Source organism: Dactylosporangium sp. NPDC006015 (assembly GCF_040614215.1).
Classification (GTDB): Bacteria; Actinomycetota; Actinomycetes; order Mycobacteriales; family Micromonosporaceae; genus Dactylosporangium; species Dactylosporangium maewongense.
The window spans coordinates 65,833-83,102 of sequence record NZ_JBEXUD010000056.1; the positions used below are offsets into that span (position 1 = coordinate 65,833).

The window sequence follows — 17,270 nt, forward strand, 5'->3', positions numbered from 1 at the left end:
GGAACAAGTCAATCAGTTCGGGGTTTCGGATCGATCGGGCCTTTTCGTGCCGATGAAGGGATGGTCGCCGATGCGCGGCGCCTGCCCGGCGTGTCAAATTTCCGCCGGACACGCGAGGTACTGCGGTTTCGCGGCTGGGGGTAGCGGCCGTGGTGCCAGTGGGTGCGCTGCAGTTGCGGCGCCTCCGGGTGGTCGAGCAGCCAGCGCAGGAACCGGGCCCGCTTCGCCGGGATGGACGACGAGCCGTCGTCGAGGTCGGCGAGCCGCTGCCGGAAGTCCGGCAGGTCCACCGCTCTGGCCAGCCGCGCCCAGCTAACGTCCTCGACGTGGTAGTCGCGGCGGATCACCAGCACGATCAGCTCGACGAGACGCCGCTTGGCCGCCACCGGCAGGTCCGCGAACTCGCGCGTGAGGTGGCGCAGCAGCACCTCCTTGGCCGTCCAGTCCTTCGCGGTCGCGAACCACTCGTCGGGGTAGCGGACCTCCCACTCCAGGTACCGGATCAAGTAGGGCAGACCCGGCCACGTGCCGAACGGCTCCTTCAGACCCAGGCCCTCGGGGAAGGAGAAGCTCTGCCGCAGCCGGTAGTGCTCCCAGCGGGACTGCCGCTCGGGGTCGTCCCGCCGGCTCCACACCTCGTTGTACCGCCGCAGCGAGGCGTGCATGAGCCGCCGCATGGCCACGAGCCGGCGGCGCGCCCGCAGGCGCACGACGGGGTCGTCGGCGACCAGTCCGGCGGTCCAGCCCAGTCGCGCCTCCCACGTCGTGTCCACAGCGACGTTGGTAGCCGGTGACCGGCCACCCGCGCAAACGGTTTGGCCCCCGTCAGTGGCGGCGCTCGGCGAACTCGCGGATCGAGGCGACCATGTAGTCGATCATCTCTGCGGTGACGCCCGGGAAGACGCCGATCCAGAAGGTGCGCTCGGTGATGACGTCGCTGTTCTCCAGGGTGCCGCTGACGCGGTAGGGCTCGTCGCGGTATGCGGGCTGCCGGGCCAGGTTGCCGGCGAACAGCAGCCGGGTGCCGATGTTGCGTGACTGCAGGAAGTCCACCAGCGCCCGGCGTTCGAAGCCCGCGTCGGCGGTGAGGGTGATGACGAACCCGAACCAGCTCGGGTCGCTGCCCGGCGTCGCCTCCGGCAGCAGCAGGCCCGGCGTGCCGTCGAGGCCGTCGCGCAGCCGCTGCCAGTTGCGCCGGCGGGCGGCCACGAAGTCTTCCAGCTTCGTCAGCTGGGTCAGGCCCAGCGCGGCCTGGATGTCGGTGGCCTTCAGGTTGTAGCCGACGTGGGAGAAGATGTACTTGTGGTCGTAGCCGTACGGCAGGTCACCCATCTGGTAGTCGAACCGCTTGAGGCACTTGTTGTCCTGCCCCGGCTCGCACCAGCAGTCCCGGCCCCAGTCGCGCATCGACTCGGTGATCCGCGCCAGCTCCAGGCTGTCGGTCAGGATGCAGCCGCCCTCGCCCATCGTCAGGTGGTGCGCGGGGTAGAAGCTGACCGTCGAGTAGTCGCCGAACGTGCCGGTGGTCTGCCCCTCGTAGGTGGACAGGACCGCGTCGCAGTTGTCCTCGACCAGGAACAGGCCCCGGTCCTTGCACAGCTGCCGGATCTCCGCGACGGGGAACGGGTTGCCCATCGTGTGCGCCATCATCACCATGCGGGTCTTCGGGCTCAGCGCCGCCTCGACCCGCTCGACGGTGGTGTTGTAGGTGCCGAGGTCGACGTCGACGAAGACGGGGACGAGACCGTGCTGCAGCAGCGGGTTGACGGTCGTCGGGAAGCTGGCCGCGACGGTGATCACCTCGTCGCCGGGCCGCAGCCGCCGGTCGCCGAGCTCCGGCGCGGCCAGCGACGCGACGGCGAGGAGGTTGGCCGAGGAGCCGGAGTTCGTCAGGTGGGCCTTGCGCACGCCGATCGTGCGGGCGAAGAGCCGCTCGAAGCGCAGCGCGGTCGCGCCGGAGGCGATGCGCATCTCCAGCGCCTGCTCGACCAGCGCGGCCCGGTCGTCCTCGTCGAGGACCGCGCCGGACGGCATGATGTGCGTGACGCCCGGCACGAAGCCCTGATCGGCCGCCGCCCGGTCGCGGTGGAGCTTGCGGGTCTGCTCCAGGATGAGCTGCTTGACCTCGTCAGCCATGCGTGGGATCTCCGTTCGGTGCAGAGCTTCAATGGAAGGCGGTCGCGTGCGCCCGCGCCTGCAGCCACAGTGCGGCGACGGCGTCAGCGAGCGGCCGGGTCGGCTCCCAGCACAGGGCGCGCCGGGCGGTGCGGAGGTCGAGCGGCTGTGCGGTGATGCCCGCGTCCCGGCGTTCGCCCGGCGCGGCCGGACCTGCCGCCCGGGCGGCGCCCCCGGCGCACCGCAGCAGCAGGTCCACGAGGTCGGTGACGGCGGTCAGCCGCCCGCCGCCGACGTTGACGACGGACGGCACCCGGCGGGCCGTGGCGGCGCACAGGACGGCGTCGCCGACGTCGCGGACGTCGACGAAGTCGCGGTGCCCGGCCAGCGGCGGCAGCACGACATCCGAGGGGTCGGCGGCGATCCGGCGCGCGATCCCGCCGAGCAGGCTGTCCGCGGGGGCCCACGGACCGATGGCGGTGGAGATGCGCAGGACGACCGCGTCGAGGCGTCCCGCGTCGGCGGCGTCGGCCACGGTACGGGTCCCGGCCAGTTTGGTCTGCGCGTAGCGGCTGACCGGGCGCTCGGCGAGGTCCTCGATGAGCGGCGTGCCGACCGGCTGGTCGCCGTACTCGTACGCGGACCCGATGTGCACCAGCCGGACGCCCGCCCGGCCGGCGAGGGCGCCGACGAGACGCTCGACCAGCAGCACGTTGCCGTCGTGGAGCCGGCGCTCGTCGCGGCCGTCGGCGCCCCACAGCGCCCCGGCGGCGTTGACGACGAGGTCCGGCGCGGCCCGCAGCAGCGCGGCGGCGAGGTCCTCGGGGCGGTCGCGGACCGGGTCCATGGGCAGGGGCCGGCAGCCGGGTTCGAGCCGTTCGCCGGCGGTCCCGGGGTCGCGGACGGCGGCGGTGACCCGCCAGCCGGCGTCCAGCAGCGCCGCGCTCGCGTTGCGCCCGACGAACCCGGTCGCACCGAACACCACCGCGTGCGGCGCCGGATCGCGGGTGGGTCCGGTCGAGTGCATGACGGCCTCCTCAGCGCGTGCTGCCATCCTGCGGCAGGCGTCGCGGGTCGGCGCCGCACTCAGACGAAGTCTGGGGGTTTCCCCGGTCTCGGGGTCGCCGCCGGTCACGCCGCCACCGGCTGCGGCTCAGGCGAAGGGTCCGGCGAAGGCGCGGGCGGGGGCGAAGGGTCAGGCGCGGGGGCGTCGGGCAGCTCCCGCTCGAGGAGACGCACCCGCGGGCGTAGCGCGGTGAACGCGACGATGCCCAGCAGCAGCGGGGCGGCGGCCAGGAAGACGAGCGCGATCCCGCCCGCGGTGCCGCCGCCGGTGACCCGCCCGAGCGTCCCGTGCAGGGGGCCACCCGTGTCGACCAGCGGCGTCGCCGCGTACTGCGCGAGCGGGCCCGCGGTCGCGTACGCGAGCGGCTGCGCGGACCAGGCGATCATCCGCCGGACGGCGAAGACCCGGCCCTGCACCTCCTGCGGTGTCTTGCGCTGCCACAGGGTGGCGGTGACCGCGTTCGTCACGGCGTACCCGGCGAGGATGCCGAACATGCCGGCGGCGGCGGTCCACACGGCGTGCCCGGCGCCCATGGCGACGACGAGGACGGCCTGCACGGTGGCGACGGTGAGGACGGCCCGGATCCGGTGCCGTGGCTCGCGGGTGACGCTGATGACGGCGCCGCCGAGCACCATCCCCGCCCAGCCGACGGCCTCGACGATCCCGTAGGCGGCCGCCCCGGCGAGGCTCAGCACCAGCGGCGGGACCAGCACGATCACCCACTGCATGCCGAAGTTGTGCACCGCGAAGAACAGCAGCAGGCCGGACAGGCCCGGCCGGGCCCGGATGTACCGCCACCCGGCGCTGAGCTCGCCGGTGAGCTTCGCCTGGTGTTCCCGGGCCGGCGGGGACGGCATCCGCCGCAGCGACCACAGCATCGTGCCGAGCGCGGCCGTGAACGTGAGCACGTCGAGCAGCAGCAGACCGCGCAGCCCGAGCACGCCGTACAGGCTGCCGGCGATGACGGCGCCGAGGACCTCGCCGACGGCCTCGGCGAGCCCGACCCGGCCGTTGGCCTTGCTGAGGTGCTCCCGGGGCACGATCTCGGCGACGAGCGCGGAGAACGCCGGCCACTGGATCGCCTTGAACACCGACAGCAGGACCGCGACGATGTACACCATCCAGATCGCGAACATGCCGGTGCTGACCAGGATCAGGGCGACGAGCGTGACGGCGGCGGTGCCGGCGTCGCTGAGCAGCATGGCCCGGCGGCGGTCCCACCGGTCGACGAGGGCGCCGGCGAGCGGCAGCAGCACGATCCCGGGCAGCGTCGCGGCAAGGATCATGAACGTGAACGCCGCCGGTGAGCCGGTCCGGTCGTACACCCAGATGCCGGCGGAGAACGCGGTCACCGACGAGCCGATCAGGGAGACGGCCTGGCCCGCCCAGAGGACGTGGAACAGCCGCATGTCAGGCACCTTCCGTCAGATCGGCGAGCAGCTGGAGCAGGTCGGCGAGGCGGCGCTCGACGGTCGCGGCGTCGTACAGCGCGGTGCTGTACTCGATCCAGCCGCTGATGCCGTCCGCGGTCTCGCGGCAGCGCAGGTGCAGGTCGTAGCGGCAGGTGCCGCGGTCCACGTCGACCCGTTCGAGCCGCAGCCCGGGCAGGTCTTCCGCGCCCGGCGGCAGGTTCTGCATCGCGAACATGAACCGGCACAGCGGGGGCCGGTCCCCGGCGCGCGCGGCCGGGTCGTAGCGGTCGGCGAGCACCTCGAACGGGGTCCCCTGGTGCTCCCAGATCGCGAGCATCGTGCCACGGACCCGCGCGACGAGCTCCGGGAACGTGGGTGCCCCGGTGACGTCCGCCGGCACCGGCACGACATCGGCGAACGGGCCGACCTCGTCCTGCGTTGCCGTGTCCCGGCCGGCGACGGGCACCGCGATCAGGAACCGTTCGGCGCCGGACTGCCGGGCCAGCCACATCTGTACCGCGGCGAACAGGACCATGAAGGTGGTGGCGCCGGTCGCGTCGGCCGCCGCCCGCACGGCCGCGGACAGCTCGGCCGGGAGCGCGAAGCGGTGGGTGGCGCCGGCGAGGGACCAGGTCGCGGTCCGGGGCCGGTCGGGTGCGGCGGCCACGTCGACGGGTATCCCGCCGACACGGTCGTCCCAGAACGCGAGGTCTGAGGCGACGTGCGGGGAGAAGCCCGCGACCGCGGGCAGCGCCGGCCGGGCGCCGCCGGTGAAGTGGGCGTAGTACGCGGCGACGTCGCGCTGGATGACGCTCAGCGACCATCCGTCGGCGACGGCATGGTGCACGGCGATGCCGAACAGGTGCGTGCCGTCGCCGGCGCGGACGACGGTGGCCCGGACCATGGGGCCGTCGTGGAGGTGGAACGGGCGGCGCAGGTCGGCTTCCAGCAATGCTGCGTCGCCGGTCTGGTGGACCGTGATCTCGGCCGGCAGCACCGGCTCGACGACCGTGCTCAGGTGCCCGCCGGTGACCGGGAACCTGGTGCGCAGCGCGGGGTGCCGGGCCACGACGGCGTCGACGGCCCGCGCCAGGGCGACGACGTCCAGGTCGCCGTGCAGCCGGGCGGCGAAGCCGATGTGGTACGCGGCGCCGCTGTCCTTGTGTCGCAGCATGACCTCCTGCGCCGGCGTCGGTCGGCCGGCACCGGACTCCACTGTGGAACCGTGGGTGTCCACAGTGGAGGCGGACGGGATCGCGGCCGCGATCGCGGCGACGGTGCGCAGGTCGAAGACCGCCCGCAGCGGCACGTCCCGGCCGAACGCCGCCCGCAGCGCCGCGGCGAGGCTGGCGGCGAGCAGCGAGTGCCCGCCGAGGGCGAAGAAGTCGTCGTCGCGCCCGCACGGCCCGCAGTCGGGCAGCTCGGTGCCGAGCACCTCCTGGAACACGGCGGCGACCCGGCGCTCGGTCTCGGTCCGCGGCGGGTCGGCGACCGGCGCCGGGAGCGGCACCGCTGCCAGGGCCTTCCGGTCGACCTTCTGGTTGGTGGTGCGGGGCAGCGCGGCGACGGCGTGCAGGGTCGCGGGCACCAGGTGCTCCGGCAGCAGCTCGCGCAGCGCGGCCCGGAGCGCGGCGGCGTCGACCCCGGCGGGTGCCACGAAGGCGGCCAGCCGGGCCGGCGACCCGGTGACCACGACGGCCGCCTCGGCGACGCCGGGCAGGCCGCGCAGGACCGCCTCGACCTCGCCGGGCTCGACCCGGTTGCCGCGGATCTTCACCTGGTCGTCGTCACGGCCGACGAAGTGCAGCACCCCGCCGGCGTCGCGGACGGCGGTGTCGCCGGTGCGGTACGCGCGGGCGCCGGGCACCCCGGAGAACGGGTCGGGCACGAAGCTCGCCGCGGTCAGGTCCGGCCGGCCGTGGTAGCCGTCGGCGAGCCGGTCGCCGCCGATCCACACCTCGCCGGGCACGCCGGTGGCGGCGAGGTCACCGGCGGCGTCGACGAGCCACACCCGGGCGCCGGGCGCGGGCCGGCCGATCGGGGCGCTGCCGCGCTGGTCCAGCGAAGCGTCGACGGGGTGCCAGGTGGTGGTCATGGTGGCCTCGGTCGGCCCGTACTGGTTGACGACCGCGGGCCGCCCGGCGAACAGTGCCCGGGTGCGGGCGGCGTCGTGCCGGTCGAGGACCTCCCCGGCGGTGAGGACCAGCCGCAGCCGCTCCCCGGCGCCGGGCCGGGACGCGGCCTCGGCGAGCAGCGCCCGCAGCAGGGTCGGCACGACGCTGAGCAGGCAGGTGACGCCGTCGCGGTCGATCGCGTCGAGGACGGCGGCCGGGTCGGTGGCCTGCTCGTCGGCGAGCAGCACGACGCGGGCGCCGGCCGCGAGCGGCCCGAGCAGGTCCCGGACCGACGCGTCGAAGGCGAGCGCCGGCAGCTGCAGGATGGTGTCGCCGGCGCCGAGCCGGAACGTCGGCAGCAGGTAACCGGTGAGATAGCCGGCCGCGGCGGCGTGCGGGGTGCGGACGCCCTTCGGTGTCCCGGTCGAGCCGGAGGTGTAGGCGAGGTAGGCCACCGACCGCGGCCTCGGCCGGCCGTCACCGGACAGGGCGGGGGCGGCGGGGTCGAGGCGCCGCACGGCGAGGCCCTCGGTGACGAGGCTGTGGGCGCCGCTGTCGCGCAGGACGGCGTCCCGGCGGGCCTGGGGGTGGCGCAGGTCGAGCGCGACGTACGCGGCGCCGGTCCGTAGCACGGCGAGGACCGCCACGACCTGGTCCGCGCCGCGGGGGAGCGCGATGCCGACGACGTGACCGCCGCGCACCCCGTTGGCGCGCAGCCGTCCCGCGAGGTCGGCGGCGCGCTCGCCGACCTGCCGGTAGGTGACCGCGCCGGCGGCCGTGCACAGGGCCACGGCGTCGGGGCGGCGGAGGATCTCGTCGTCGACGAGCGTGTGCAGGCAGGTCGGCGTGGGCCGCTCCGCGGGCTCCTCGCCGGTGAGCGCCTCCCGCTGCGCCGGGTCGAGCAGGTCGAGGCGGGACAGGGGCGTGTCGGGGTCGGCGGCGGCGCGGTCGAGCAGCGTCAGCAGGTGCCCGGCGGTGCGGGCGATACGGGCGGCGTCGAAGCGGGCGGTCTGGTACACCAGCGATCCCGCGAGCCCGTCGGGCCCGTCCTCGAACGACAGGTTGAGCTCGGCCTTCGCCGCGGACGGCACGAACGGCTCCGGGTGCAGCGTCACCCCTCCGGCCAGGGTCGCCGCGGCCGGCGCCTGGTCGATGGTCACGGTGTACCGGGTGAGCGCCGCCGCGTCCAGCCGCAGCGCCTCGACGAGACGGGCGAACGGCAGCTGACGGTGCTCGTACGCCTCGACGACCGCGGCCCGCACGTCGCGCAGCAGCTCCCGGAACGTCCCCGCGGCGGGCACCCGGACCCGCAGCAGCACGGTGTTGAGCAGCGCGCCGACGACCTGCTCCAGCTCCGGGCGGGCCCGGTCGGCGACCGGCATCGCCAGGACGACGTCACGGCTGCCGGTCCACCGGTGCAGCAGCGTCACGTAGCCGGCGAGCAGCACCATGAACGGGGTGCCACCCTCGGCCGCCGCGAGGTCCCGCAGCGCGGTCGCGACCGGCGCGGGCACGGTGAAGCGGTGCGCGGACCCGGCGGGGTCGGCTGCGGCCGGGCGGGGGCGGTCGGCGGGCAGGTCGGGTCCGCCGGGCAGGTCCCGCAGGCGGTCCCGCCAGTAGGCGAGCTCCGCGCCGAGCCGGTCGCCGCCGGCGAGGCCCTGCTGCCAGCGCGCGTAGTCCGCGGGCGTGCGGCGGGCGGGCACCGGCGGCTGCGGCCGGCCCTCGGCGGCGGCCTCGTAGGCGGCGACGAGGTCGTCGTGCAGGACGTTCATCGACCAGGCGTCGACGACTGCGTGGTGGAACGCGAGCGCCAGGACGTGTTCGTCGCCGGCGACGGCGATCAGGGCCGCCCGCATGAGCGGCGCGGCCGCCAGGTCGAACCCGGTGCCGGTGACGTCGCCGACGAGCGCCGCGAGCGCGGCCGCCCGGTCCGGCTCCGGCAGGTGCCGCAGGTCGTGCCGGTGGACGGTGGCGTCGATCCGGTCGGCGACGACCCGGCGGGGTGTGCCGCCGTCGGCGGTGAACGCGGTCCGCAGCGCCTCGTGCCGCTTCGGCAGCGCGGTCAGCGCGACCACGAGCGCGTCGGCGTCGAGCGGGCCGCGGAGCCGGCTGACGACCGGCACCACGTAGGACGGGTCGGCCGGGTGGAGCTGGTCGACGAGCCACATCCCGGCCTCGGTCGCGGACAGCTCCGGCACCGGGCCGGTCGCGGCGGTGACCGCGGGCAGCGGCGGGCCGGCGGCGGCCGCCCGGTCCAGCAGGACGGCGAACCGGGCCGGGGTGGGCGCGTCGAACGCCCACTTCAGCGGCGCGTCGACGCCGAGGGTCTGCTGGACCCGGGCGAGGAGCCGCACCGCGAGGATCGAGTGCCCGCCGAGGGCGAAGAAGTCGTCGTCGCGGCCGGCCCGTTCGAGGCCGAGGACCTCCGCCCACAGCGCGGCGAGCGCCGCCTCGGTGTCGCCCCTCGGGGCGGCGTAGGCGACGGGGTCGGGTGCCGCGTCCGGCGGGTCGGGCAGCTGCCGGTGGTCGACCTTGCCGCTGGACAGCTGCGGCAGCGCCGGCAGCACCATGATGACGGCGGGCACCATGTACTCCGGCAGCCGGGTCCGCAGCCAGCGCTGCAGTTCGGCGGGGTCGGGCGGGGTGTCGCCCGGGGTCACGTACGCGACGAGACGGTCGTCGCGGGCGACGACGGCGGCGTGCCGGACGCGTTCGGTGAGCACTGATTCGATCTCGCCGAGCTCGACCCGGAAGCCGCGCAGCTTCACCTGCCGGTCGAGCCGGCCGAGGAAGTCGATGAGGCCGTCGTCGCGCCACCGGACCAGATCGCCGGTGCGATACAGCCGGCTGCCGGGCGGACCGTACGGGTCGGGCACGAACCGGTCGGCGGTCAGGTCGGGCCGCCCGAGGTAGCCGCGGGCCAGCTGCACCCCGCCGACGCACAGCTCGCCGGGCACGCCGACGGGCTGCGGTTGGAGGTCGGCGTCCAGCACGTAGCAGCGCACGTTGGTGGTGGCGGCGCCGATCGGCACCCGCGGGTCGCCGTCGAGCCGGCAGCGGTCGGCGGTGACGTTGACGGCGGTCTCCGTCGGGCCGTAGGCGTTGTAGAGCTCCGCGCCGAGCGACGTGAGGAACCTGGCCCGCAGGTCGGGGGTCAGTGCCTCGCCGGCGCTCTTGACCACCCGCAGCGCGGGTAGCGGGGTGTCGCCGCTGTACGCCAGCAGCGCCGCGAGCATCGTCGGCACGAACCGCACGTAGGTGACCTGCTCGGCGGCGAGCAGCGAGCGCAGGTAGGCCGGGTCGCGGTGGCCGCCGGGCTCGGCGATGACCAGCCGGGCGCCGCTGCTCAGCGCGGCGAAGATCTCCACCACCGAGTCGTCGAACGTGACGTTGGTCTTGAACAGCACGGTCGCGTCGGGGCCGAGCGCGAACCGGTCGACCTGCCAGTGCACCTGGTTGTGGGCGGCGCGGTGGCTGACCATGACGCCCTTGGGCCGGCCGGTGGAGCCGGACGTGTAGAAGACGTAGGCGAGGTGCTCGGGCAGGATCTCCGGGTCGGGGCACCGGTCGGGCCGGGCCGCGATCCGGTCGCGCTCGGCGTCGACGCGCACGGCCGTCACGTCAGGAGCGAGGATCCCGGCGAGGGTGGTGTCGGTGACGACGAGGGCGGCGCCGGCGTCCCGCACGACCGTCGCGGTGCGGTCGGCCGGGTGGTCGGGGTCCAGCGGCAGGTACGGCGCGCCGGCCCGCACGATCGCGACGATCGCGACGACGAGGTCGATGCCGCGGTGCAGCAGCACGCCGACGGGCCGGTCCGGGGTGGCGCCCGCGTCGCGCAGGTGGGCGGCGAGCCGGTCGACCCGGGCCATCAGCTCCCGGTAGGTGACCTGGCGGCCGCTCTGCACCAGCGCCACGGCGTCGCTGTCGCGGCGGGCGGCGATGCGGGCGGTGAGGTCGGGACGGTCGGCGTGCGGCTTGACCGGGCCCTGCCACGCCGCGGTCACCAGCGCGCGCTCGGCGTCGTCCAGCAGCGGCAGCCGGTCCACCGGCAGCCCCGGGTCGGTGGCCGCGGCGGCGAGCAGGGTCAGGTAGTGGCGCATCGCGCGGCGCGCCGCCGGCTCGTCCCACACGTCGCGGCGGTGCTCCAGCTCGACCTCGAGCCCGTCGGCGAGCTCGCTGACCGCGACGACGAGGTCGAACTTCGCGGTGTCCGGCCGGAACCGCTCGACCAGGGTCATCCGGGCGTCTCCGAGCCGCACCGTGGTGCCGGTCCGCGCGGCGGAGCTGTTCCAGTCGAACATGACCTGCACCAGCGGCGCCGCGCCGGTGTCGCGGTCGACCGGCAGCGCCGCGACCACCTGCTCGAACGGCACGTCCTGGTGGGCCTGCGCGGCGGCGGCCGCGTCGCGGACCTGGTCCAGCAGCGCCGCGAACGGCAGCAGCGGCGCGACGTCGGCACGGACCACGACCGTGTTGACGAACAGGCCGATGAGCGGCTCGACCTCCGGCAGGGCGCGGTTGGCGACGGGGGTGCCGACGAGGATGTCGCGCTGGCCGCTGTAGCGGTGCAGCAGCGCGTGCAGGGCCGCCAGCAGCACCACGTGCGGGGTGGCGCCGTGGGCGCGGGCGAGGGCCCGGACCGCGGCGGTGACGTCGGTGCCGACCCTGGCCCGCAGCCGGCCGCCGCCCGTGTTCCCGGCCGGTCCGGGGCCCGGCGACGGCAGCTCGATGCGCTGGGCGGCGTCGGCGAGTCGGCCGGTCCAGTACGCCAGCTGACCGTCGAAGCCGCCGGTGGCGAGGCGGTGCGCCTGCCAGGCGGCGTAGTCGGCGTACTGGACCGCCGGGGCCTTGACCGCCGGGCCGGTGCCCAGGGCGGCGGCGTAGCCGGCGGACAGCTCGCGGGCGAAGACGTCGACGGACCAGCCGTCGAAGGCGATGTGGTGCACGGTGAGCACCAGGTGGTGCCGGTCCTCGGCGGTGCGGGCGAGCACGGCCCGCCACACCGGTCCCTCGCGGAGGTCGAACGGCCGCTCGTATTCGTCGCGGGTCAGCTCGTCCAGCCGTGCTTCGGTGGCGCCGGGCAGGTCCAGGCGGCGCATCCGGAGCCCGACCGGACCGGTCACCTGCTCCTCGCCGGTGCCGGTGCGCCGGTACGTCGTGCGCAGGACCTCGTGCCGCTCCTCGATGCCGCGCAGCGACGCCTCCACGGCGTCCGGGTCGAGCGGGCCGTCGATGCGCAGCGTGAAGATCACGTGGTAGGTCGGCGTGCCGGGGTCGAGCTGTTCGAGGAAGAGCAGGCGCTGCTGGGCGGGGGAGGTCGGGCGGGATCCGCTGCCGGGTGTGATCGACGGCTTCGGCGGGCCGGCGGCGAGCCGCGCCAGCCGCTGCTCCACCAGGGTGCGCACGTCCGTCGACAGGAACTCCGGGCTGGTGCTGGTGCTCATCGGGGGTCCCTCCGTCGCGGCGCGGGGCGCCGGCACGCCACGTCTGCAGACAGGCAACACGACGTGGACTAGGGAACTTGTTAATACCCACCGCCTACGGTCAGTCGCGGGCACCATCGAGACGGGGGACCTGTGCGGCCGACGGATGACGGGACGTTACGGACCGAGCTGGAAGCATCGGTCGAGCGGCTGCTGGACGTGCACGCGCGCGTCATGGCCCACGTGTACGCGCTGATCAGCGAGGCGCCGGCCGAAGCGCCAGTCGCGGCACCAGCCGAGGCGCCCGCGGTACAGCCGCCGCCGCTGAACGAGGCGCCTTACCCCCTGTCGTCGACACAGCGGGAGATCTGGTTCCTCGACCAGCTCGGCGACGCCTCCTCGCAGGCCTACAACGAGACCGTGCTGCTGGACCTCGCCGGACCGCTCGACCCCGAGACGCTGCGCCGCGCGCTGGAAACGGTGGTGGCACGGCACGACAGCCTCCGCACCGTGTTCGCCGCGGACGGGTCCTGGCAGCGGGTGCTCCCACCCGCGCCGGTCGAGCTGCCCGTCGTGGACGCCGGCACCGGGCGCGCCGAGTGGCTCGACGGCCGGGTCCAGGAGACGTTCGACCTGACCCGGGGGCCGCTGCTGCGCGCCGCGCTGCTGCGCCTCGCGCCCGAGCACCATCAGCTGCACCTGCTCGTCCACCACAGCGTCGTGGACGGATGGTCGTTCGTGGTCGTCATCGACGAGCTGCTGCGCCTGTACGAGCAGCTGCGCACCGGCGTCTCCGTGGGACTGGTGCCCGCCCCTGCCTACCGCGACCACGTCGCACGCCAGGCGGCCCGCCGCGACGGCCCGGCCGGGCAGGCGGCGGCGTCGTACTGGACCGAACGGTTCCGCGGGCCGCGGCCCGTGCTGCAGCTGCCGCTGGACCGGCCCCGGCCCGCCCGCGGTGCCGGCCGCGCGGCCCGCATCGACCTGCCCCTGGACCCGGCCGTCGCCGGCCTCGCCGCGACCCGGGCCCGCGAGCTGCACACCACCCTGTTCACGGTGCTGTTCGCCGCGTACGCGCACCTGCTGCACCGGCTCACCGGCGACGACGACATCGTCGTGGGCATCCCGGTGGCCCATCGCGACCACCCCGGCGCGGACGTGCTCGTCGGGCACTGCAACACGGTGCTGCCGGTCCGGCTGGTCCGCGACGGCGCCGCCACGTTCGCCGAGCAGGTGCGGGCCGTCCAGCAGGCGCTCGTCGGCGCCTACGACCACCCCGACTTCAGCATCGAGCTGCTCCGCGGCGAGGGCGCCGACCCCGCGCCGCTGCTGCGGACGTTCTTCAACCTCGACCGGGCCCGGGTCATGCCGCACCCGACCGGGCTGCACGCCTCCGTCGTGACCCCGCCCGCGGCGGTCGCGAAGGTCGACCTGTTCGTCGACATGCTCGTCGTCGAGCGCGACCTCACCGTCGTCTTCGAGTACGACACCGCCCTGTTCGACGCGGTGACCGTGCGGGGCTTCGCGGCCATGTACGAGCACGTGCTGCGCGGCCTGACCGCCCGCCCCGGCGACCGCGTCGACACCCTGGAGTTGACCCCGCCGGGGCAGCGCCGGGAGCTGCTCGCCGCCGGGCGCGGCCCACTGACGGCGCCGGTCGCCGCCCGCAACGTCCTGGAGCTGATCGAGCGGCAGGCGGCGGCGAGCCCGGACGCGATCGCGGTCGTGCACGGCGCCGAGCGGCTGTCCTATGTGGACCTCGACGCGCGTGCCGACGCGCTCGCCGGGCGGCTGCGCCGCGAAGGCGTCGGGGCCGAGGACCGTGTCGGCGTGCTGCTGCCCCGCGGCGCCGACCTGGTCGTCGCGGTCCTCGGCGTGTGGAAGGCCGGGGCGGCGTTCGTCGCCCTCGACCCGGACCAGCCCGCCGCCCGCCGCGCCGCGGTCGCCGCCGACGCCGGGGTCCGCGTCGCGGTCACCACCGCCGCCCTGGCCGCGCAGTTCGACGGCGTCAGTGTCCGCGTCGACGACCTCACCGCGGAGAACAGCCCCGCGAAGGCCCGGCGGCCGGAGGGTGCCCTCGCCTACGTCATCTACACGTCCGGGTCGACCGGCCGGCCCAAGGGCGTCATGGTCGCCGACGACGCGCTGCTGGCCGTGCAGCGCGGCTGGGACCAGGCGTACCGGCTGCCCGGTCGCGTCACGTCGGTGCTGCAGATGGCGAACTTCGGCTTCGACGTCTTCGTCGGCGACCTCACCCGCGCCCTGTGCAACGGCGCCCGGCTCGTGCTGTGCCCGCGCGACCTGCTGCTGCAGCCCGAGCCGCTGCTGGAGCTGCTGCGGCGGGAGGCCGTCGACTGCGCCGAGTTCGTGCCGCTGGTCGCCCGCCGCCTCGCCGAGCACGCCGCCGCGACCGGCGCGCGCCTGCCCGACCTGCGGCTGCTCATCGTCGGCTCCGACCTGGTGCACGCCGACGACCTCGGCAGGATGCGGGCGCTGCTCGGCCCTGGCGGGGAGGTCGTCAACTCCTACGGCCTGACCGAGGCCACGATCGACAGCACCTACCTCGTGCACGACCAGGCGGCGGACGGCGGCGCGCTGTGCCTCATCGGCGGGCCGTACCCCAACGCCGAGGCCTACGTGCTCGACGACGAGCTGCGGCCGGTCCCCGTCGGCGTGCCCGGCATGCTGTACGTCGGCGGCGGCCTCGCCCGCGGCTACGCCGGCCGCCCGGACCTCACCGCGGCGGCGTTCGTCCCGCACCCGTTCCCGCCGACGCCGGGCGCGCGGCTGTACCGCACCGGCGACCTGGCCCGCTACCGCCGCCGCGGCGACGGCCTCACCATCGAATACCTCGGCCGCCGCGACCACCAGGTGAAGATCCGCGGCTACCGCATCGAGCTGGGCGAGGTGGAGGCGGCGCTGCGCGCGGTCACCGGCGCGACCGAGGTCGTCGTCCTGCCGTACAGGGGCGAGACCGACGGCGACGACCGGCTCATCGCCCACGTCGCCACCGGCGACCCGGACGCCGGCAGGCAGCTCGCCGGCTGGCACGAGCGGCTCGGCGGGCGCCTGCCGCGGTACATGGTCCCCGACGGCTACGTGCTGCACGACGCGCTGCCGGCCAGCCGCAACGGCAAGGTCGACCGGGCCGCGCTGCTGGCCCGCGGCACCGACGGCGTCCAGGTCGCCCGGCGCGAGTACGTCGCCCCCCGCACCGACCTGGAGCAGCGGCTCGCCGGCGTGTGGTCCGACGTGTTCGACCGCGAGCGGATCGGCGTCGAGGACGACTTCTTCGCCCTCGGCGGGCACTCGCTGCTGGCGACGCGGCTGGTCAGCCGGGTCCGCACCGCACTGGGCCTGGAGCTGACGATCCGGGCGCTGTTCGAGACGCCGACGATCGCCGGACTGGCCCGCGGCATCGGCGCGGCCCTCGGCGCCGCCCTCGACGCGGGTCGCGGCAGGGTGGTCGCCGGGGTCAGGCCCGCGCTGACCGCCACGGCCGTCCGCCCGCCGGCCGTGCCGCTGTCGCCGGCGCAGCAGCGGCTGTGGTTCCTGCACGAGTTCGAGGGGCCGGCCGCGACGTACAACATCCCCCTCGCGCTGCGGCTCACCGGCCCCCTGGACCGCGACGCGCTGCGGGCCGCGTTCCACGACGTCGTCGCCCGGCACGAGACGCTGCGCACGACGGTGCGCACCGTCGACGGCACCGCCGTGCAGCAGGTCGCGCCCGCCGCCGCGGTCCGCGTCCCGTTCCTGACCTCGTCGGTCCACCCCGCCGACCTGCCGGCCGCGGTCGCCGCCGCCGCGGACGGGCCGTTCGACCTCACCGCCGAGCTGCCGCTGCGGGTGCACCTGTTCGCGCTCGGCGCCGGCGAGCACGTCGTCGTCGCGGTGCTGCACCACATCGCCGCCGACGCGTGGTCGATGGCGCCGCTGGCCCGCGACCTCACCGCCGCCTACGCCGCCCGCCGCGACGGTGCGGCGCCACGGTGGGCACCGCTGCCGGTCCAGTACGCCGACTACACCCTCTGGCAGCAGCGGCTGCTCGGCGCCGGCACCGACCCCGACAGCGTCCTGAGCCGGCAGGTCGCGCACTGGCGGTCGGTCCTGGCCGGCGCGCCAGCCGCCCTCGACATCCCCGGCGACGGCACCGGCGCATTGAAAGAGGGCGAGAATGCGGGCGCGGGCGTGGGCTTCGCCGTCGACGCCGCGCTGCACGCCGGCCTGGCCCGGCTGGCCCGGGACGCACGGGGCAGCGTCTTCATGGTCGTGCAGGCGGCCCTCGCCGCGCTGCTCACCCGGCTCGGCGCCGGCACCGACATCCCGATCGGCAGCCCCGTCGCCGGCCGCCTCGACGAGGCCCTCGACGACCTCGTCGGCTTCTTCGTCAACACCCTCGTCCTGCGCACGGACACCTCCGGCGACCCGACGTTCCGGGAGCTGCTGGACCGGGTCCGCGACACGGACCTCGCCGCGTTCGCCCACCAGGACGTGCCGTTCGAGCACCTCGTCCTCGCGCTGAACCCGCCCCGCGTCGACGGCCGGCACCCGTTCTTCCAGGTGATGCTCGTCGCCGACGGCACCGAGCAGGTGCACGCCGAGCTGCCCGGCCTGCGGGTCACCGAGGAGCCCCTGGCGGCGGCGACCGCGAAGTTCGACCTGGTCCTCGTGCTGCGCGAGCGGCACGGCCCCGGCGGGCGCTGCGACGGCATCCGGGCCGAGCTGCGCTACCGCACCGACCGTTTCGACCACGCCGACGCCACCCGGCTCACCGCCCGCCTGCTGCGGGTCCTGGCCGCGGCCGCCGCCGACCCGGACACGCGCTGCGCCGACCTGGACGTCATGGACGACGCCGAACGGGACCTGGTGCTGCACCGGTGGACCGGCACGACGTCGCCCTCGTCGCCGGCTCCCGCGACGCTGCCGGCGCTCGTCGAGGCGCAGGTCCGGCGGACCCCGGACGCGGTGGCGCTGGACGGTGCCGAGGGCAGGGTCACCTACGCCGAGCTGAACGCCCGGGCCGGTGCGCTCGCGGCCAGGCTGCGCGCGGCCGGCGCGGGCCGGGACGGGCGGGTCGCGCTGGCGCTGCCCCGCGGCGCCGGTCTCGTCGCCGCCGCGCTCGCCGCCGGCAAGGCCGGGG

General features: G+C 75.7%; 6 protein-coding genes. 1 reads left to right on the forward strand and 5 read right to left on the reverse strand.

Annotation, left to right across the window (positions count from 1 at the left end):
* Positions 1-8: 8 nt before the first annotated feature.
* The 5 genes from ABZ321_RS50620 to ABZ321_RS50640 all read right to left on the reverse strand — a co-directional run bounded on the left by ABZ321_RS50620 (position 9) and on the right by ABZ321_RS50640 (position 12,151).
* The gene (locus ABZ321_RS50620) at positions 9-773 is read right to left on the reverse strand and encodes a hypothetical protein (RefSeq protein WP_354903565.1); all 765 of its coding nucleotides are present in this window, start codon (positions 771-773) and stop codon (positions 9-11) included.
* A 52-nt stretch (positions 774-825) separates the two neighbouring features.
* Positions 826-2,136: a lipopolysaccharide biosynthesis protein RfbH gene (rfbH, locus tag ABZ321_RS50625; RefSeq protein WP_354903567.1), complete on the reverse strand. Its 1,311-nt coding sequence runs from the start codon at positions 2,134-2,136 to the stop codon at positions 826-828.
* Between the two features lie 28 nt (positions 2,137-2,164).
* Positions 2,165-3,142 carry an NAD(P)-dependent oxidoreductase gene (locus ABZ321_RS50630; protein WP_354903569.1) on the reverse strand — a complete coding sequence of 326 codons (978 nt, stop codon included), beginning with the start codon at positions 3,140-3,142 and terminating at the stop codon, positions 2,165-2,167.
* 104 nt (positions 3,143-3,246) lie between these two features.
* Positions 3,247-4,590 (reverse strand): MFS transporter, encoded by a 1,344-nt coding sequence (locus tag ABZ321_RS50635; RefSeq protein ID WP_354903571.1) that lies wholly within the window; start codon positions 4,588-4,590, stop codon positions 3,247-3,249.
* A gap of 1 nt (position 4,591) precedes the next feature.
* Positions 4,592-12,151, reverse strand: a complete 7,560-nt coding sequence (locus tag ABZ321_RS50640) for an amino acid adenylation domain-containing protein (RefSeq protein WP_354903572.1) — start codon at positions 12,149-12,151, stop codon at positions 4,592-4,594.
* A 132-nt stretch (positions 12,152-12,283) separates the two neighbouring features.
* Between ABZ321_RS50640 and ABZ321_RS50645 the strand changes: the two genes are divergently transcribed.
* Positions 12,284-17,270, forward strand: a 4,987-nt coding sequence (locus ABZ321_RS50645; protein WP_354903573.1) for an amino acid adenylation domain-containing protein, incomplete at its 3' end; no start/stop codon positions are given.